The sequence below is a fragment of the Pseudomonas oryzihabitans genome, assembly GCF_014522265.1.
Lineage (GTDB): Bacteria > Pseudomonadota > Gammaproteobacteria > Pseudomonadales > Pseudomonadaceae > Chryseomonas > Chryseomonas aestiva.
The window spans coordinates 4177262-4194651 of record NZ_CP017024.1 but is presented as its reverse complement, the minus strand read 5'-3'; the positions used below and the strand labels follow the sequence as shown (position 1 = coordinate 4194651).

Below are 17390 nucleotides of genomic sequence, written 5' to 3'. Positions count from 1 at the left end.
CTTAATGGCTGGCCGCGGTGGCGCCCATCTCGTTGACCTGCTGGAAGCGGCTGAACCGGTCCAGGCCGAAGGGGGCGATGAGCTCGGGCACCCGCCCGCCGCTGGCCACCAGTTCAGCCATGGTCTTGCCGCAGATCGGCGTGGCCTTGAAGCCCCAGGTGCCCCAGCCGGCGTCCAGGTAGTAGCCATCGATGGGCGACAGGCCCATCAGCGGGCTGTAGTCCGGGGTCATGTCGGTTATCCCGGCCCATTGGCGCATCAGCTTGGCGTTGGCCATGAAGGGGAACATCTCGATGGCGTGGGCCAGCAGGCTTTCCTTGAGCTCCAGGGTGGAGCGGGTGTGGTACAGCGGATAGGGGTCCGAACCGCCGCCGAAGACGATCTCGCCGCGGCTGGTCTGCTGTACGTAGCAGTGCAGGGCGCTGGAACTCACCAGGGGGTCGAGGAAGGGCTTGAACGGCTGGGTGACCATGGCCTGCAGCGGGTAGGTGTGCAGCGGCGCGCAGATGCCCAGCTTGTTCATCAGCAGCGAGCTGGTACCGGCCACCGCCTGTACCGCGCAGCCGCAGCGCACCGTGCCGCGGTTGGTCTTGAGGGCGGTGATTCTATTGTTCTCCACCACGAAGTCCTGCACCTCGGTCAACGGGTGGATCTCCACGCCGCGTTTGGCCGCCTGCTTGGCGTAGCCCCAGGCCACGGCGTCGTGACGGGCGGTGCCGCCATCGATGTGCCACAGCCCGGCCAGCACCGGCAGGTGGCCGGGATCGAGGTTGAGGCAGGGCACCAGTTCGCGGATCTGCTGGCGGTCGATCAGTTCGGTGCGTCCGCCGAAGTGCTTGTTGACCTCGGCGCGCTGGCGGAAGGCGCGCACCGTGGTGTCGGTGTGCGCTAGGGTCAGCTGGCCCCGCTCGGAATACATGATGTTGAAATCGAATTCGTTGGACAGCTCTTTGAACAGCCGCACCGACTCGATGTAGAACTTCACCCCTTCGCTGGTGAGGTAGTTGGAGCGAATCACCGCGGTATTGCGCGCCGTGTTTCCGCCGCCCAGGTAGGCCTTCTCCAGCACCGCGACATTGGTGATGCCGTGGTACTTGGCCAGGTAGTAGGCGGTGGCCAGGCCATGGCCGCCACCACCGATGATGACCACGTCGTAGCTGGACTTGAGTTCCTTGGGTGGCGGCAGGTCGACCTCCACCGGGTAGTCGGCGGACAGGCCGTATTTCAACAGGCTGAAAGGCATGGTGGGCTCCCGGTCAGGTCGCGACGGCGTGGGGGTGCTGGCGCTGGGCGGCGCTCAGAGTGTTGTGCAGCAGCAGGGCGATGGTCATGGGCCCGACCCCACCCGGCACCGGGGTGAGGGCACCGGCCACGGCCGCTACCTTGGGGGCGACGTCGCCCACCAGCCGGGCGCCGGCGGCGTGCTCCACGCGATTGATGCCGACGTCGATGACCACCGCGCCGGGCTTGACCCAGTCCACGGTGACCAGACCGGGCTGGCCGGCCGCGGCCACCAGGATGTCGGCCTGGCGGCACAGCGCGGCGGCGTCGCGGCTGCGCGAATGCACCAGGGTCACCGTGCAGTGCGCCTGCAACAGCAGAGCCGCCATGGGCTTGCCGACGATGTTGGAGCGGCCGACCACCACCGCATGGCGTCCGCTGAGATCACCCAGCTGGTCCTGCAGCAGCCGCAGGCAGCCGGCCGGTGTGCAGGGCACCAGACCGGGTTGGCCCAGGGCCAGGGCGCCAACGTTCTCGCGGTGAAAGCCATCGACGTCCTTGTCCGGGCGAAGCGCCTGGAGCACCGCCGCCTCGTCGATCTGCGGCGGCAATGGCAGTTGCACCAGGATGCCGTGCACTTCCGGGTCGGCGTTGAGCGCGGCGATCAGGGCGAGCAGCTCGATCTGCTCAAGATCCGCCGGCAACTCATGGCTGCGCGAGCGGATGCCCACTTCGGCGGCACGGCGGAGCTTGTTGCGCACATACACCTGGCTGGCCGGATCGCTGCCCACCAGGATGACCGCCAGGGCCGGCTGGATACCCCGCGCGCGCATCTCGGCCACATCTTGGGCGACCTCCTGCAGCAGGCGGGCGGCGGCGGCCTTGCCGTCGATCAGTCGGGCGCTCATCGAAACACCACCACGCGATTGCCATTGAGGAACAGCCGCCGCTCGATGTGGTACTTCACCGCCTTGTACAGGGCAACGGTCTCGGTATCCCGGCCGATGGCGACCAGGTCTTCGGGACGATAGCCGTGGTCGACGCGTTGCACCTCTTGCTCGATGATCGGGCCTTCGTCGAGGTCCGAGGTCACGTAGTGGGCGGTGGCCCCGATCAGCTTGACGCCACGCTCGAAGGCCTGGTGGTAGGGCTTGGCGCCTTTGAAGCCGGGCAGGAAGGAGTGGTGGATGTTGATGGCGCGGCCGGCGAGCTCCTGGCAGAGCTCGTTCGAGAGGATTTGCATGTAGCGCGCCAGCACCACCAGTTCGGTCCCGGTCTCCTCCACCAGGCGCAGCAATTCGAGTTCCTGCTGACGCTTGCTGTCCTTGGTCACCGGCAGGTAGACGAAGCGGATTCCTTCCCGTTCGGCCATGGGGCGCAGGTCCAGGTGATTGGAGACGATGGCGGTGATCTCCATCGGCAACTCGCCCTTCTGGTGGCGATAGAGCAGGTCGGTGAGGCAGTGATCGAACTTGCTCACCATCAGCAGCACCCGCGTGGGGCGGGCGGTGCTGTACAGCGCCCACTGCATGGCGAAGTCGGCCGCGACTGCGGCGAAGCCGTCGCGCAGCGCCTCGATGCCGGTACTGGCGCCCGGGTTGAAGCGGAACACCGTGCGCATGAAGAAGCGCTCGGTGAAATCGTCGTCGAATTGCGCCATCTCGGCGATGTAGCAATTGTTGCGGGCGAGATAGGTGCTGACGGCGGCCACAATGCCCGAGGTGGCCGGGCAACTGACATTGAGGATGTAGGTGGGCAAGGTTTCCATATGCGCGTCCGGATTTCACCAGTGGAGGAACATTTCGCTGCGGCGTTATTTCCTGTTGGGAATATAAAATTCACGGATGCTGTTATAGGGCAAGCGCAGGCGCTCGTCCAGAGTAGAGTAATAAAAATTTCCTACCAGTTATAAGGCGGTCTTTTTACCGGCGAAATTCCCTTTCACCGGCGAGCCGGGCGCGGCTCAGTCGTCCTTGAAGGTCATGATCGACAACAGCTTGATCGGCACCTGGTTCAATCGCTCCGGGCCGTGGGGGACGTCGCTGTCGAAGGTAAGGCTGTCGCCCGGGCCCATTTCATAGAGGTGGTTGCCGTGGCGATAGACCAGGCTCCCTTCGAGCAGGTGGATGAACTCGGTACCAGGATGGGAAAAGGTGGGGAATTCCTCGCTGGCATCGTCCATGGAGACCAGATAGGCCTCCAGGCTCTTCTTCGGCCCGCGGGAGTGGTTGAGCAGGTGATAGGTGTGTCCCTTGTCGGTCCCCCGGCGCACCACCTCGAGACCTTCGCCCGCCTTGACCAGCAGGGCGTCGCGTTCCTGCTGGTCGTACTGGCTGAACAGCCGCGACAGCGGCAGGCCCAGGGTGTCGCACAGCCGGCCGAGGGTTTCCAGGCTGGTGGAGACCTGGGCGTTCTCGATCTTGCTCAGCATGCCCTGGCTGATACCGGCCATGCGCGCCACCTCGGCGGTCTTCAGACCCTGATCCTGGCGCTGGCGACGAATCTGGATGCCTATGTACTGCTCGATCTTCAGGCGTGGCTCACGACTCGGGGATTCTTGCATCATTTTAGTTTTGGGAATAAAAAATTCGCACCAGTAAAGTGCAGGAAGGAGGGCGGATACGCGCGGGCGTCCGATGGGGCTCCCATCATGCCGGAAAAAATCCCCGCGGGCTGCTGCCGGGATTCTCCTTGGGATCCGCAGGGTTAACTCGCTGACGGGAAGGTTCTGGCATAGCGGTCGGCAAAGCGGACGCGACTTGGCAGAGTCTTTGCTTTCCTGTTGGGAAGAATAAATTCCCATTGGGAATATAGTGGATCTCAGCCAAGGAGCCAGTCATGTTGCCCAGCGAAACCCAGCATCTCATCGACCAGCACGGTATCCGCTACGTGCTGGCCCAGTTCGTCGACATCCATGGTTCCGCCAAGACCAAGTCCGTGCCGGTGGCCGGCCTCGCCGCCGTGGCGGAGGAAGGAGCGGGTTTCGCCGGTTTCGCCATCTGCGGCATGGGCATGGAGCCCCATGGACCCGACTTCATGGCCCGGGGCGATCTCTCCACCCTGATTCCGGTGCCCTGGCAGGCTGGCTACGGGCGGGTGGTGTGCATCGGTCATGTCAACGGCAAGCCCCATCCCTATGACAGCCGCTACGTGCTGCAGCGCCAGGTAGCGCGCCTTGGCGACCGCGGCTGGAGCCTGAACACCGGGCTGGAACCCGAGTTCTTCCTCATGCGCCGCGACGAGGTCGGCAAGCTGTCCCTGGTGGATGGCAGCGACACCCTGGACAAGCCCTGCTACGACTACAAGGGTCTGTCGCGCTCGCGGCTCTTTCTGGAAAAGCTCACCGAAGCCCTGCAGCCGGTCGGTTTCGACATCTATCAGATCGACCACGAGGACGCCAACGGCCAGTTCGAGATCAACTACACCTACAGCGAGGCGCTGGAGTCGGCGGATCGCTTCACCTTCTTCCGTATGGCCGCCGGCGAGATCGCCAACGAACTGGGCATGATCTGTTCCTTCATGCCCAAGCCCGATCCCAAGCGCGCCGGCAACGGCATGCATTTCCACCTGTCGCTGGCCAGCGCCACCAGCCGCAACCTCTTCCACGACGACAGCGATCCGCGCGGCATGGGCCTGTCGCGACTGGCCTACCATTTCCTCGCCGGCCTGCTGGCCCATGGTCCGGCGCTCTGCGCCTTCGCCGCGCCCACGGTGAATTCCTACAAGCGCCTGGTGGTGGGCCGCTCGCTGTCCGGCGCCACCTGGGCGCCGGCCTTCATCGCCTACGGCGCCAACAACCGCTCGGCGATGATAAGGGTGCCCTATGGCCGCCTGGAATTCCGCCTGCCCGATGCCGGCTGCAATCCCTATCTGGTCACCGCCGCCATCATCGCCGCCGGTCTCGACGGCATCGAGCGCGAACTGGACCCGGGCGCGCCCTGCAACGAGAACCTCTACAACCTGAGCCTCGAGGCCATCGCCGCGCGGGGGATCGAGACCCTGCCGCAGAGCCTCAAGGAAGCCTGCGACGCCCTGGACGCCGACCCGCTGTTCCGCGAGATGCTCGGCCCGGAAATCGTCGACGAATTCATCAAGCTGAAGCGCATGGAGTGGGTGGAATACAGCCGCCACGTCTCCGACTGGGAGATCCAGCGCTACACCGAATTCTTCTGATCGCCCCCTCTTTATCGATCGATCTTCGGGCGCCCCCGGTACGCCCCCTGCCTTCGAAGGAGTGACACCCATGTGTGGAATCGTTGGACTCTATCTGAAGAACCCGGCGCTGGAGGCCCAGCTCGGCAGCCTCTTCGAGCCCATGCTCGAAGCCATGACCGACCGAGGTCCGGACAGCGCCGGCTTCGCCATCTACGGTGACGAGGTGGCCGAGGGCTGGGTCAAGCTGACCCTGCAGGCCACCTCCGACGGCTATGACTTCGCCGCCCTGGTCACTGCGTTGCAGCAAAAACTTGATGCCGAGCTGGACTGGTTCCAGAACGCCAGCGCCCTCGTGCTCAAGATCCGCGCGGCGGAAGCCGAGGTCCGCGCCGTGCTGGCCGAGCTGGCGCCTGAGCTACGCATCATGAGCGCCGGGCGCAGCATCGAGATCCTCAAGGGCATGGGCCTGCCCCAGGAGATCGCCAACCGCTTCGGCCTGGCCGGGATGCAGGGCAGCCACATCATCGGCCACACCCGCATGGCCACCGAGAGCGCCGTGACCCTGGAGGGCAGCCATCCATTTTCCACCGGCGCCGACCTCTGCCTGGTGCACAATGGCTCGCTGTCCAACCATTCGCGGCTGCGCCAGAGCCTCAGGCGTGAGGGCATTGCCTTCGAGACCGAGAACGACACCGAGGTCGCCGCCGGTTACCTGACCTGGCGGCTGCGCGAGGGCGACAGCCTCAAGCAGGCACTGGACCGTTCCCTGGAGGATCTGGACGGCTTCTTCACCTTTGCCATCGGCACCCGCAACGGCTTCGCGGTGATCCGCGATCCCATCGCCTGCAAGCCGGCGATCCTCGCCGAAACCGACGACTACGTGGCCATGGCCTCCGAGTACCAGGCGTTGTCGAGCCTGCCCGGCATCGAGCGGGCCAAGGTCTGGGAGCCGGCACCGGCCACCCTGTACGTCTGGGAACGCGAGTTGGCCTGAGGAGCAGCGCAGATGAAAACCTTTGATCTCACCCAAATCGCCGTGCGCGAGCTCAACCAGGCCCTGCACGACGTCGCCCAGACCGCCACCGAGCGCGAGTGGGTGGTCACCCATCCCAATGGCGCCCACAACCTTGCCGTGGGCGTGAACGCTGCCGTGTCCGTGGATATCAACGGGCACGCCGGCTACTACTGCGCGGGCATGAACCAGCATGCCGCCATTACCGTACATGGCAATGTCGGCGTCGGCTGCGCGGAAAACATGATGTCCGGCGCGGTACGGGTCAAGGGCAGCGCTTCCCAGGCCGCCGGCGCCACCGCCCATGGCGGCCTGCTGGTCATCGAAGGCGACGCCGGCGCGCGCTGCGGTATTTCCATGAAGGGCGTCGATATCGTCGTCGGGGGCAGCATCGGCCACATGAGCTGCTTCATGGGCCAGGCCGGGCGCCTGGTGGTCTGCGGCGACGCCGGCGACGCCCTGGGCGATTCGCTGTACGAGACGCGTATCTATGTGAAAGGCCGCGTGGCCTCCCTGGGCTCGGACTGCATCGAGAAGGAGATGCGCGCCGAACACCTGGCCGAGTTGCAGGAACTGCTCGACACCGCCGGCTTCGCCGAGCGTGCCGCCGACTTCAAGCGCTACGGCTCCGCCCGCCAGCTCTACAACTTCAAAGTCGACAACGCCTCGGCCTATTGATCGCGCAGGAGAATCGCCATGACTGACCAGAACACCCCCGTGCTGCGCGAATCGGCCACCTTCGATCGCCTCACCATCCAGGAAATCCAGCGTGCCGCCGAGACCGGCATCTACGACATCCGTGGTGGCGGCACCAAGCGCAAGCTGCCGCATTTCGATGACCTGTTGCTGCTGGGCGCCAGCGTCTCGCGCTACCCGCTGGAGGGTTACCGCGAGAAGTGCGGTACCGACGTGGTGCTCGGTACCCGCTTTGCCAAGAAACCCATCCACCTGAAGATCCCAGTGACCATTGCCGGCATGAGCTTTGGCGCGCTCTCGGCCAATGCCAAGGAAGCCCTCGGCCGCGGTGCCAGTATCGCCGGCACCAGCACCACCACCGGCGACGGCGGCATGACCCCCGAGGAGCGCGGCCAGTCCCAGCACCTGGTCTACCAGTACCTGCCGTCGCGCTACGGCATGAATCCCGACGACCTGCGCAAGGCCGACGCCATCGAGATCGTCCTGGGGCAGGGCGCCAAGCCCGGCGGTGGCGGCATGCTGCTGGGCATGAAGGTCACCGAGCGGGTGGCCGGCATGCGGACCCTGCCCATCGGCGTCGACCAGCGCAGTGCCTGTCGCCATCCCGACTGGACCGGTCCGGATGACCTGGCGATCAAGATCGCCGAGTTGCGCGAGATCACCGACTGGGAAAAGCCCATCTACGTGAAGATTGGCGCCAGTCGGCCCTATTACGACGTCAAGCTGGCGGTCAAGGCCGGCGCCGACGTGGTGGTGCTCGACGGCATGCAGGGCGGCACCGCGGCGACCCAGGAGGTATTCATCGAGCACGTCGGCATTCCCATCCTGCCGGCGATCCCCCAGGCGGTGCAGGCGCTGCAGGAGATGGGCATGCACCGCAAGGTGCAACTGATCGTCTCCGGGGGCATCCGCAATGGCGCCGACGTGGCCAAGGCCATGGCCCTGGGTGCCGATGCCGTGGCCATCGGGACGGCGGCGCTGATCGCCCTGGGCGACAACCATCCGCGGCTGGATGCCGAACTGCGCAAGCTCGGCTCCGCCGCCGGCTACTACGACGACTGGCAGAACGGCCGCGATCCGGCGGGCATCACCACCCAGGACCCGGAACTGGCCAGACGCCTCGACCCGGTGGAAGGCGGTCGTCGGCTGGCCAATTACCTGCGGGTGCTGGTGCTGGAAGCCCAAACCATGGCGCGCGCCTGCGGCAAGTCGCACCTGCACAACCTCGACCCGGAAGACCTGGTGGCCCTGACCATCGAGGCCGCGGCCATGGCGCGGGTGCCGCTGGCGGGTACCAGTTGGGTACCGGGGCAAACCGGGTTCTAGTGGTGTGGTCGTTTCTCTCTGCGACTCGTCCTGAAAGGAGCTGCCTTTTGCTAGCGGTCAGGGTGGCGATAGACCGTAGGTTGGGTTGAGACGGCTCTATCGTCGAAGCCCAACATTGCCGGCCCTCGGGGCGACGTTGGGCTTCGCTGTGCTCAACCCAACCTACGGCCGCTTGCCATGGTGGCGATCGGGCGGTCTGCAACACGTTTCTTCGGCCAGGCAGCCTCGGGCGCCGGGCCGCACGACGACTCACGTTCCCTTTCATCCCTCAGCGAAGGAAGCTCGACATGATCGGTAAAGGCAAGGCGGTTGCGGTTCTGGTGGCAGCCCTCGGGATGCCCGGTATGGCCCTGGCCCAGGAGACCAGGCTCGACAGCGGCGACACGGCCTGGATGATGATCTCCAGCGTGCTGGTGCTGATGATGCTGGTCCCCGGCCTGGCGCTTTTCTATGGCGGCCTGGTGCGGTCGAAGAACCTGCTCTCGATCTTCACCCAGAGCTTTACCGTGGCCGGAGTCATCGGCGTGCTCTGGGTGGTCTATGGCTACAGTCTGTTCGCCGACACCACCGGCATGGTGGCCGGCGAGTTCAACCTCCATAGCCTGATCGGCGGCTTCAAGCACTGGATGCTGCTCGATGTGGTGCGTGACAGCCTGGTGGGCACCATTCCGGAAAGCGTCTTCGCCACCTTCCAGATGACCTTCGCGCTGATCACCCCGATGATCATCGCCGGCTCCTTCGCCGAGCGCATGAAATTCAGCGCCGCCGTGCTGTTCTGTGCCCTCTGGTTCACCTTCTGCTACCTGCCTCTGGCGCACATGGCCTGGAGCGGGCCGGGTGGTCTGCTCTATGACTGGGGCATCCTCGAATTCGCCGGTGGCACCGTGGTGCACATCAATTCCGGCGTTGCCGGGCTGGTGGCCTGTGTGATGCTCGGTCGGCGTCAGGGTTACAGCCTCCAGGCCATGCCGCCGCACAACCTGGGCTTCGCCCTGACCGGCGCGGCCCTGCTCTGGGTCGGCTGGTTCGGCTTCAACGTCGGCTCTGCGGTGGCCGCCAGCGCCAGCGCCGGCATGGCCATGCTCACCACCCAGATCGCCGCCTGTGCCGGCATCCTCGGCTGGCTCGCGGTGGAGTGGCTGCGCACCGGCAAGGCCCGCGCCCTCGGTGTCGCCTCCGGCGCCCTGGCCGGCCTGATCGCCATCACCCCGGCCTGCGGCTTCGTCGGTCCGGCCGGGGCCCTCGCCATGGGCTTGCTGACCGGCGCCCTCTGCTACGCGGCGGTGGTCTATCTCAAGCGCACCTTCGGTTACGACGATGCGCTCGACGGCTTCGGGCTGCACGGGATCGGCGGCATCGTCGGTTCGCTGCTGACGGGCGTCTTCGCCAGCAAGAGCCTGGGCGGCTACCAGGACATCGCCATCGCCAGCCAGGTGCTGATCCAGCTCAAGAGCGTCCTCTTCACTGTGCTCTTCTGCGGGGTCATGACCTTCGTGCTGCTCTGCGTCACCCGGGTCCTGACCCGCGGCCTGCGCGTTTGCGAGCAGACCGAAGCTCAGGGCCTGGACCTCTTCCAGCATGGCGAGAAAGCCTACGGCTAAGGCGGCACCGCGCGGCCCGCCAGCCATCGCTGCGGTGGCTGGTTCCGCTCAGCGCTGGGCCCGTGCCTGTTTCGAGCCGCGTTCGCCCGCGAACATTCGAGCGAAGCGGGTAGGTCCCAGCCTCGACCCCTAGCCCTGCAGATAGACCACCTGGGTATGGGTGTACTCATAGAGGCCGTGCTTGCCATCGGCGCCGCCGATGCCGGACTTGCGCACCCCGGCGTGGTAGCCCTGCATGGCCTCGAAGTTTTCCCGGTTGATGTAGGTCTCGCCGAAGTCGATCTCGCGCATGGCGTGCATGGCCTTGCCCAGGCTGCGGGTATAGACGGAGGAGGTGAGGCCGTATTCGCAGTCGTTGGCCAGGGCGATGGCTTCGTCGAGTTCGTCCACCACCTGGATCGGCAGCACCGGGCCGAAGATTTCTTCGCGCATGATCGGCATGTCCGCGCGACAGTCCGTCAGCACCGTGGGCTGGAAGTGGAAGCCGCGACCCAGGTCGGCGCGACTGCCACCGGTGACCAGGCGGGCGCCCTGACCGAGGGCGACGTCGACCTTGGCCGCCACCTTGTCCAGGCCGGCGGCGTTGATCAGCGGTCCCATCTCCACGCTGGTGTCGGCCTGGGGGTCGCCATAGCGGGTGGCGGCCATGGCGCGGCCGATGCGCTCGATGAAGTCCTCGGCCACCGCGCGTTCCACATAGACCCGCTCGGCGCAGTTGCACACCTGGCCGGTGTTGATGATGCGCGAGTCACGGATCGCCCGGACCGCCAGGTCCAGGTCGGCATCGGCCAGGACGATGGCCGGCGCCTTGCCGCCCAGCTCCAGGTTGAGCTTGGTCAGATTCGGCGAGGCAGCGGCCATGATCCGCGAGCCGGTGCCGACGCTGCCGGTAAAGCTGACCATGTCGATGCCGGCATGGGCACTGAGCTGGCCCCCCACGGCGCCGGCACCGCTGACCAGGTTGAAGACCCCGGGCGGCAGGGCGGTCTCGGCCACCAGGCGGGCGAATTCATGGGCATTGATCGGGGTTTCTTCGCTGGGCTTGATGACGATGGTGTTGCCGGTGAGCAGCGCCGGCGCCAGCTTGCGCGCGATCAGGAAGAAGGGGAAGTTCCATGGCAGGATGCCGGCCACCACGCCCAGCGGCTTGCGCAGCAGAAAGATCTGCTCGTCGGGTCGGTCGCTGGTGATGATTTCGCCTTCAATGCGCCTTGCCCACTCGGCCATGTAGTCGAGATAGTCGGCGGTAAAATTGACCTCCACCTCGGCCAGGCCATGGACCTTGCCCTGTTCGGCGACAATGGTCCGGGCCAGCCGCGGTGCGTGCTCACGCAGCTTTGCCGCGATGCGCCGCAGGTAGCCGGCGCGCTCGATGGCTGGTTTGCGCGCCCAGGCCTTCTGGGCACGGCGGGCGGCGGCGATGGCCTGGTCGACGTCCTCGCGACTGGACGCCGGTACCCGGGCCAGGGCCTCGCCGGTGGCCGGGTTATGGACGAGAAAGTCCTCGGCGGCCGGCAGGAAGCGGCCATCGATGTAGTTCTGGTAAAGAGGCAGATCGGCCATGGCGGACTCCGGGTCAATAGGTGCGAGAGGGCGCCTGGGGCGCTTCGAGGGGGCGATAGCGGGCCAGGTTGGCCAGCGCCGCCTGGCGGAACAGGCTGATGTCGATGCCGACGGCGACGAACTGGCAACCCCAGTCGCGATAGCGCCGGGCATCGTCTTCCTGGGGCGCCAGGATCCCGGCCACCTTGCCGGCCGCGCGGGTGGCATCGATGGCGGCGCGGATACGTGCCTGCACCTCGGGATGGCCCGGATTGCCGGCATGGCCGAGGCCGCTGGAGAGGTCGGCGGGGCCGACGAAGACGGCGTCCACGCCCTCCACTGCGGCGATCTCGGCGACGTTGTCGCTGCCCAGCCGCGATTCCACCTGGACGATCAGGCACAACTCGGTGTGAGCGTTGTGCAGGTAGTCGGGTACCGCGTCCCAGCGGGTGGCGCGGGCCAGGCCGCCGCCGACGCCGCGGATGCCGTGGGGCGGATAGCGCATGGCGCGCACCAGGGCGCGGGCCTGCTCGGCGGTCTCCACCATGGGCACCATCAGCGTCTGCACGCCGATGTCCAGCAACTGCTTGATCAGCACCGCATCGCCGGTCACGCAACGCACCACCGGCGCCGTGGGGTAGGGCGCCACCGCCTGCAACTGGGCGAGGATGCTTGGCACCGTGTTGGGGGCGTGCTCGCCGTCGATCAGCAGCCAGTCGTAGCCGGTGCCGGCGGCGATCTCGGCGGCATAGCCGGTGGCGAAGCCGGCCCAGAGGCCGTAGAGGGTGTCGCTGCCCGTGAGGCGGGCCTTGAAGGGATTGCGCGGCAGATCCATGACGGTCGTCTCCAGTGGAATCAGGAAGGGGTGTCGGGCAGGCGCACCAGCAGCCCATAGCTCAGGGCACCGGCCACCGCGACCGCGGCGGCGATGCCGAGGGCAAGGCCGAAGGAGCCGGTCTGCTGGACGATCATGCCGGTGATGACCGGGGCGAAGGCGCCGCCGAAGTAGCCACCGAAGTTCTGGATGCTGGCCAGCGAGGCCACCTGGTGCGAGGGCACCGCGACGCTCACCAGCGACCAGGTGCCGGCTACCGCCACGTTGAGGCTGAACAGTGCCAGGCTGAAGCAGAGGATGACGCTGCCGATGCCGGTCACCCCGGCGCTGCACAGGGCGAATAATCCGGCCGCCGCCAGACCGCCGCAGATCGGCAGCTTGCGGCTGAAGGCCAGGCTGCGCCCGCTGCGGGTCAGGCGATCCACCAGCAGGCCACCACCGATCACGCCACAGGCACCGGCCAGGAACGGCAGGCTGGCGACCCAGCCGGCCTGGGACAGGGACAGGTGGTGAACCCGCTCCAGGTAGGCCGGCAGCCAGGTCAGGAACAGCGACAGCATGTAGATGATGCCGACGTAGCCGATCACCACGCCCCAGGTCAGGCGGCGGCGGAACAACCCCAGCCAGTCGGCAAAGGTCAGCCGCTGGCCGGCGTCCTGGGGTGGCAGGCCGGCATCCAGGTGCGCCCGCTCCGCGGCGTCCAGCACCACCTGCACCCGGTCGCGATAGCTCAGGTACCAGAGCGCCGCGACGGCAACGCCGAGCACCCCCATGGCGATGAACATCTGCCGCCAGCCCAGCCACAGCAGTAGCGCAGTGAGGATCGGCTGGGAGATCGCCGGCCCCAGCGAGGACGACAGGTTGAAGATGCCGGAGGGCAGGCCGCGCTCGCGCACGTTGAACCACTCGCTGACCACCTTGGCGCCGGCCGGGAATTGCGGCGCCTCGCCGATGCCCAGGCCGATGCGGGCGAGGATCATCAGGTGCAGGCTGCTGAGCAGCCCGAGCACGCCCTGGGCGAGCGACCAGAGGCAGATGCCCAGGCCCAGGGTCAGGCGCGCACCGAAGCGATCCAGCAGACCGCCGATGGGCAACTGGGCGAAGGCATAGGCCCAGGCGAAGGCCGACAGCAGCAGGCCCATCTCGGTCGGCGTATAGCCCAGCTCGCCGCTGATGGTCTGGTTGGCGATGGCCAGGGTGCTGCGGTCGAGGTAGTTGACGAAGCCGGCCAGTACCAGCAGCGCCAGGGCGATCACCTGGATCCGCTTGAGACGAGCGCTCTTGGGTGGCAGCGGCGTCGCCGCGGGACGTGCATCCGCCACGGGTGCCGCCAGGGTGTCTTGGGTCGCTTTCATCCAGCCCTCCTGGGCAACGCCTCAGTGGCGATAGGGACGTTCCAGGGCGCACTCCGGATTGAGGCGCACGCCGAAGCCGGGCCGATCCAGCGCCGAGGCGCGCATGCGGCCCCGCACCGGGACCGGTTCGTCGAGCAACTGCGGATGGAACATGGGCACCACCTCGTCGGCCTTGGGCGCCATCATCAGGAACTCGGCGAAGGGACTGTTGGTGCGGGTGATGACGAAGTGGTAGCTGTAGACGGAGGAGCCATGGGGCACCACCAGGGCGTTGTGGGCATCGGCCAGCGCCGAGATGCGGATCAGCTCGGTGAGGCCGCCGCACCAGCCGACGTCCGGCTGGAGGATGTCGCAGCAACCCATCTCCAGCAGCAGGCGGAAGCCCCAGCGGGTGGCCTCGTGCTCGCCGGTGGTGACCAGCATGCCCTTCGGCACGTTGCGCCTGAGTTCGGCATAGCCCCAGTAGTCATCCGGCGGCAGCGCCTCCTCGATCCACTTGAGGCCGTACTGCCGGGCGCCCTGGGCCAGGCGGGTGGCGTAGTTGAGGTCCAGGCTCATCCAGCAGTCGAGCATCAGCCAGAAGTCGTCGCCGACCCGCTCGCGCATGGTCGCCAGGGCCTCGAGATTCTTGCGCAGGCCTTCCTCGCCCTCGGCCGGGCCATGCTGCAGCGGCAGCTTGCCGCCGATGAAGCCCATCTCCTTGGCCAGATCCGGACGGGCGCCGGTGGCGTAGAACTGCAATTCGTCGCGCACGGCGCCGCCGAGCAACTGGTGCACCGGTTCCTGGCGCAGCTTGCCGAGCAGGTCCCAGAGCGCGAGATCCACCCCGGAGATGGTGTTGAGCACGATGCCCTTGCGCCCGTAATAGAGGGTGGAGAGGTACATCTGGTCCCAGATTTTTTCCAGGTCGGTGACCTTGGCGCCCTCCAGGAAGCGTGCCAGGTGCCGCTCGACGATGAAGGCACCCAGCTCGCCACCGGTGGTGACGGCGAAGCCCACGGTGCCGTCGCTGGCCTCGACTTCCACCACCAGGGTGCCCAGCACATTGATGCCGAAGCTGCGGCGGCTCTGCCGGTATTCCGGGTACTTGGCCATGGGCGTGGCGATGTGGTCGTCGATCCAGTGGCCGTCGCCCTGGTCGTGATAGTCGGCGCCACCGCCGCGAAGGGTATAGGCGCGCACCTGCTTGATGGTGGGTAGGGTCATGGCGAAGCTCCCTTAATGACTGGGCGTGAGCTGGGGTTGGGGATCGGCGTGGTCGCGGCGGCGCAGGCCGAGGATCAGGGCGGCGGCCACCAGGGTGGTGCCGGCGAGCAGATAGAGGCCGGCGCCGGGATGGGCGAAGGTCACCTCGGCCCAGCGCTTGGCCAGGGGCGCGATGAAGCCGCCGATGGCGCCACAGGTATTGATGAGGGCGATGCCGCCCGCGGCGGCGCTGCCGCGCAACTGGTCGGACGGAAAGGTCCAGAACAGCGGCTGCACCGCGATGAAGCCGGCGGCGGCGAAGCACAGGGCGAGCAGCGCATAGAGCGGCGAGAAGGTCACCGAGGCGGCGATGCCCAGGCCGGAAATGGCCAGGGTGGCGGCGGCGGTGCGACGGCGTTCGCCGGTGCGATCCGACCAGCTGGGGATCAGCCAGGCGGCGAGCAGGGCGCAGACCCAGGGAATCGCCGAGACCAGGCCGACCAGCAGCCCGACCTTCTGCCCGAGCAGCCCGGCCACCTGGGTCGGCAGGTAGAAGACCACGCCATAGACGCTGGCCTGGATCAGCAGGTAGATGCTGCACAGCAGGAGGATGCGCGGCTGACCGAGCAGGCGCAGCAGTCCGCCCTGATGCGGCTTGGCGGCGTCCTCGGCGTCCAGCGCCTGTTGCAGCGCCTGCTTTTCCGCGTCGCTCAGCCAGCGGGCATCGCGCGGCCGATTGTCCAGGTAGAACCAGGCCCAGACACCGACCAGGCTGGCCAGCACCCCTTCGACCAGGAACATCCACTGCCAGCCCCGCAGACCACCGAGCCCGTCGAATTCCAGCAGCAGGCCCGATAGCGGACTGCCGAAGATGAAGGCCAGGGGCGCGCCGAAGTAGAAGAAGCCCAGTGCCCGGGCGCGATAGCGCGAGGGGAACCAGTAGGTGAGGTAGAGGATGACGCCGGGGAAGAAGCCGGCTTCGGCCACCCCGAGCAGGAAGCGCAGCACATAGAAGGCCGTCGCCGTGTGGGCGAACATCATGGCGGCGGAGATCAGGCCCCAGCTCACCATGATCCGGCACATCCACAGCCGGGCACCGACGCGGTGCATGATCAGATTGCTGGGAATCTCGAGAAAGGCGTAGCCGACGAAGAAGACCCCGGCGCCAAAGGCGAAGGCCGCGTCTGAGATGCCGGTATCGGCCTGAAAGGCGACCTTGGCGAAACCCACGTTGGCCCGGTCGAGAAAGGCCATGACGTACATCAGCAGCAGGAAGGGCAGCAGGCGCCGGGTGACCTTGGCGACCAGCCCCGGTGACAGGGTGGTGTGCATGGCGATCTCTCTTGTTGTTGTGATTCGGCCACGGCTCAAGGTAGTCGCAGTTGCAATGCCTGGATAATCGCTTTTTGTTTAGGACCGATACCCTTAAGGTATCGGTATGCCTCACCCGCCTGGCCAGAGCCGTCGAGCCCGGCTGGACGCCTCCGCTCGCGCCTCCAGGATGCTGCCGATGAACGCTTCCCCCCATGCCCGTGCGCTGTTCGGCCGGCTGCGCTACAAGCACCTGCTGATGCTGGTGACCCTGGCCGGGACCCGCAATCTGCACCGTGCTGCCGAAGCCCTGCACATGTCGCAGCCGGCCACCACGCGCATGCTGCAGGACGTGGAGGAGGCCTTTGGCTGCGTGCTGTTCGAGCGTCAGGCGCGGGGCCTGACGCCCACGGCGCTGGGCGTGGAGATCATCGAATTCGCCCGCCGCGCCCTCAATGGCCTGGATCGCTGCGCCGAAGACCTCGATGCACGTCGCTCCGGCGGTTATGGGCATCTGGCGGTGGGGGCCATCATGGGTGCCTTGCCCGATCTGGTGGTGCGCGCCATCGCCGCGAGCAAGGCGCGCCAACCCGGCCTGCAGTTGCGTATCCTCGGCGACACCAGCGACCAGCTCACCGAACTGCTCGAACAGGAGCGGATCGATGTGGCCATCGCCCGTTTCACCCAGCCGGCCGACCTCGGTCGCTTCACCTTCGAGCCGCTGGGCAACGAGCACCTGGCGGTGGTGGTGCGCACCGGACATCCCCTGACCGATCGCGCGCCACCCGATCTGGCCGAGCTGGTGGCGGACTGGCCCTGGATCCTGCAACCCGAAGCCAGTCCGGCCCGGGTGGCGCTGGAGGCGGCCTTCGCCCGGCGCCAGTTGCCACCCCCGGCCGATGTCATCGAATGCGGCTCGGTGTTCGCCATGCTGCAGCTGGTACAGATCACCGACGCCATCCTGGTGCTGACCGAGGCGGTGGTGCGCGATCACCTGCGTACCGGACTGCTGGTCTCGCTCGACCTGGAAATCACCGAACCCCTGACACCCTTCGGGATCCTGTTGCGCACCGGCCAGGTACCCAGCGCGGCGCTGGAGGGCTTTCTCGGCCTGCTCAGACGCCAGGCCGCGGGCACCCCTGTCTGAGCGC

The 17390-nt window shown here is 66.9% G+C and carries 15 protein-coding genes; 6 read left to right on the top strand and 9 right to left on the bottom strand.

Annotated features, from left to right (window positions below):
• Position 1: 1 nt before the first annotated feature.
• From BGI51_RS19440 to BGI51_RS19425, 4 genes are all read right to left on the bottom strand, one after another.
• Entirely contained in the window at positions 2-1243 is a 1242-nt protein-coding gene (locus tag BGI51_RS19440) for an FAD-dependent oxidoreductase (protein WP_187979403.1), read from the bottom strand.
• Between the two features lie 13 nt (positions 1244-1256).
• A complete protein-coding gene (folD, locus tag BGI51_RS19435) occupies positions 1257-2129 on the bottom strand; it encodes a bifunctional methylenetetrahydrofolate dehydrogenase/methenyltetrahydrofolate cyclohydrolase FolD (protein WP_187979402.1) in 873 nt (290 codons plus the stop codon).
• Positions 2126-2989, bottom strand: coding sequence for a formyltetrahydrofolate deformylase (gene purU / locus BGI51_RS19430; protein WP_187979401.1), 864 nt, complete (start codon positions 2987-2989; stop codon positions 2126-2128). Before purU ends, folD begins: the two co-directional genes overlap by 4 nt.
• 195 nt (positions 2990-3184) lie before the next feature.
• A complete protein-coding gene (locus BGI51_RS19425; protein ID WP_187981360.1) occupies positions 3185-3784 on the bottom strand; it encodes a helix-turn-helix domain-containing protein in 600 nt (199 codons plus the stop codon).
• 275 nt (positions 3785-4059) lie between these two features.
• On the opposite strand from BGI51_RS19425, the gene glnT reads away from it, so the two are divergent.
• The 5 genes from glnT to BGI51_RS19400 all read left to right on the top strand — a co-directional run bounded on the left by glnT (position 4060) and on the right by BGI51_RS19400 (position 10011).
• The gene (gene glnT, locus BGI51_RS19420; protein WP_187979400.1) at positions 4060-5394 is read left to right on the top strand and encodes a type III glutamate--ammonia ligase; all 1335 of its coding nucleotides are present in this window, start codon (positions 4060-4062) and stop codon (positions 5392-5394) included.
• A gap of 70 nt (positions 5395-5464) precedes the next feature.
• Positions 5465-6370 (top strand): class II glutamine amidotransferase, encoded by a 906-nt coding sequence (locus BGI51_RS19415; protein WP_187979399.1) that lies wholly within the window; start codon positions 5465-5467, stop codon positions 6368-6370.
• A 12-nt stretch (positions 6371-6382) separates the two neighbouring features.
• Entirely contained in the window at positions 6383-7066 is a 684-nt protein-coding gene (locus BGI51_RS19410; protein ID WP_187979398.1) for a protein glxC, read from the top strand.
• A gap of 18 nt (positions 7067-7084) precedes the next feature.
• Positions 7085-8410: an FMN-binding glutamate synthase family protein gene (locus BGI51_RS19405; protein WP_187979397.1), complete on the top strand. Its 1326-nt coding sequence runs from the start codon at positions 7085-7087 to the stop codon at positions 8408-8410.
• 287 nt (positions 8411-8697) lie between these two features.
• Entirely contained in the window at positions 8698-10011 is a 1314-nt protein-coding gene (locus tag BGI51_RS19400) for an ammonium transporter (RefSeq protein WP_187979396.1), read from the top strand.
• A gap of 129 nt (positions 10012-10140) precedes the next feature.
• Here the strand turns inward: BGI51_RS19400 and aldA are convergent, their stop codons facing one another.
• The 5 genes from aldA to BGI51_RS19375 are packed head-to-tail and all read right to left on the bottom strand — an operon-like array spanning position 10141 to position 16260.
• Positions 10141-11574: an aldehyde dehydrogenase gene (gene aldA, locus BGI51_RS19395; protein ID WP_187979395.1), complete on the bottom strand. Its 1434-nt coding sequence runs from the start codon at positions 11572-11574 to the stop codon at positions 10141-10143.
• 13 nt (positions 11575-11587) lie between these two features.
• Positions 11588-12388: an aldolase/citrate lyase family protein gene (locus tag BGI51_RS19390; protein WP_133860683.1), complete on the bottom strand. Its 801-nt coding sequence runs from the start codon at positions 12386-12388 to the stop codon at positions 11588-11590.
• A 20-nt stretch (positions 12389-12408) separates the two neighbouring features.
• Positions 12409-13743, bottom strand: coding sequence for an MFS transporter (locus BGI51_RS19385; RefSeq protein WP_187979394.1), 1335 nt, complete (start codon positions 13741-13743; stop codon positions 12409-12411).
• Between the two features lie 21 nt (positions 13744-13764).
• Positions 13765-14949: an L-rhamnonate dehydratase gene (gene rhmD / locus BGI51_RS19380; protein WP_187979393.1), complete on the bottom strand. Its 1185-nt coding sequence runs from the start codon at positions 14947-14949 to the stop codon at positions 13765-13767.
• 12 nt (positions 14950-14961) lie between these two features.
• Positions 14962-16260, bottom strand: a complete 1299-nt coding sequence (locus BGI51_RS19375; protein ID WP_187979392.1) for an MFS transporter — start codon at positions 16258-16260, stop codon at positions 14962-14964.
• 178 nt (positions 16261-16438) lie between these two features.
• Between BGI51_RS19375 and BGI51_RS19370 the strand changes: the two genes are divergently transcribed.
• On the top strand, positions 16439-17386 hold the full coding sequence (locus BGI51_RS19370; protein WP_133860679.1) for a LysR family transcriptional regulator: 948 nt from the start codon (positions 16439-16441) through the stop codon (positions 17384-17386).
• Positions 17387-17390 lie beyond the last annotated feature (4 nt).

Excerpts from the sequence above, each read along its gene's own strand:
- BGI51_RS19440 (WP_187979403.1), bottom strand. The coding sequence starts at position 1,243 with ATGCCTTTCAGCCTGTTGAAATACGGCCTGTCCGCCGACTACCCGGTG.
- BGI51_RS19400 (WP_187979396.1), top strand. The coding sequence starts at position 8,698 with ATGATCGGTAAAGGCAAGGCGGTTGCGGTTCTGGTGGCAGCCCTCGGG.
- rhmD (WP_187979393.1), bottom strand. The coding sequence starts at position 14,949 with ATGACCCTACCCACCATCAAGCAGGTGCGCGCCTATACCCTTCGCGGC.
- glnT (WP_187979400.1), top strand. The coding sequence starts at position 4,060 with ATGTTGCCCAGCGAAACCCAGCATCTCATCGACCAGCACGGTATCCGC.
- purU (WP_187979401.1), bottom strand. The coding sequence starts at position 2,989 with ATGGAAACCTTGCCCACCTACATCCTCAATGTCAGTTGCCCGGCCACC.
- BGI51_RS19410 (WP_187979398.1), top strand. The coding sequence starts at position 6,383 with ATGAAAACCTTTGATCTCACCCAAATCGCCGTGCGCGAGCTCAACCAG.
- BGI51_RS19425 (WP_187981360.1), bottom strand. The coding sequence starts at position 3,784 with ATGCAAGAATCCCCGAGTCGTGAGCCACGCCTGAAGATCGAGCAGTAC.
- folD (WP_187979402.1), bottom strand. The coding sequence starts at position 2,129 with ATGAGCGCCCGACTGATCGACGGCAAGGCCGCCGCCGCCCGCCTGCTG.
- BGI51_RS19390 (WP_133860683.1), bottom strand. The coding sequence starts at position 12,388 with ATGGATCTGCCGCGCAATCCCTTCAAGGCCCGCCTCACGGGCAGCGAC.
- BGI51_RS19370 (WP_133860679.1), top strand. The coding sequence starts at position 16,439 with ATGAACGCTTCCCCCCATGCCCGTGCGCTGTTCGGCCGGCTGCGCTAC.
- aldA (WP_187979395.1), bottom strand. The coding sequence starts at position 11,574 with ATGGCCGATCTGCCTCTTTACCAGAACTACATCGATGGCCGCTTCCTG.
- BGI51_RS19375 (WP_187979392.1), bottom strand. The coding sequence starts at position 16,260 with ATGCACACCACCCTGTCACCGGGGCTGGTCGCCAAGGTCACCCGGCGC.
- BGI51_RS19405 (WP_187979397.1), top strand. The coding sequence starts at position 7,085 with ATGACTGACCAGAACACCCCCGTGCTGCGCGAATCGGCCACCTTCGAT.
- BGI51_RS19415 (WP_187979399.1), top strand. The coding sequence starts at position 5,465 with ATGTGTGGAATCGTTGGACTCTATCTGAAGAACCCGGCGCTGGAGGCC.
- BGI51_RS19385 (WP_187979394.1), bottom strand. The coding sequence starts at position 13,743 with ATGAAAGCGACCCAAGACACCCTGGCGGCACCCGTGGCGGATGCACGT.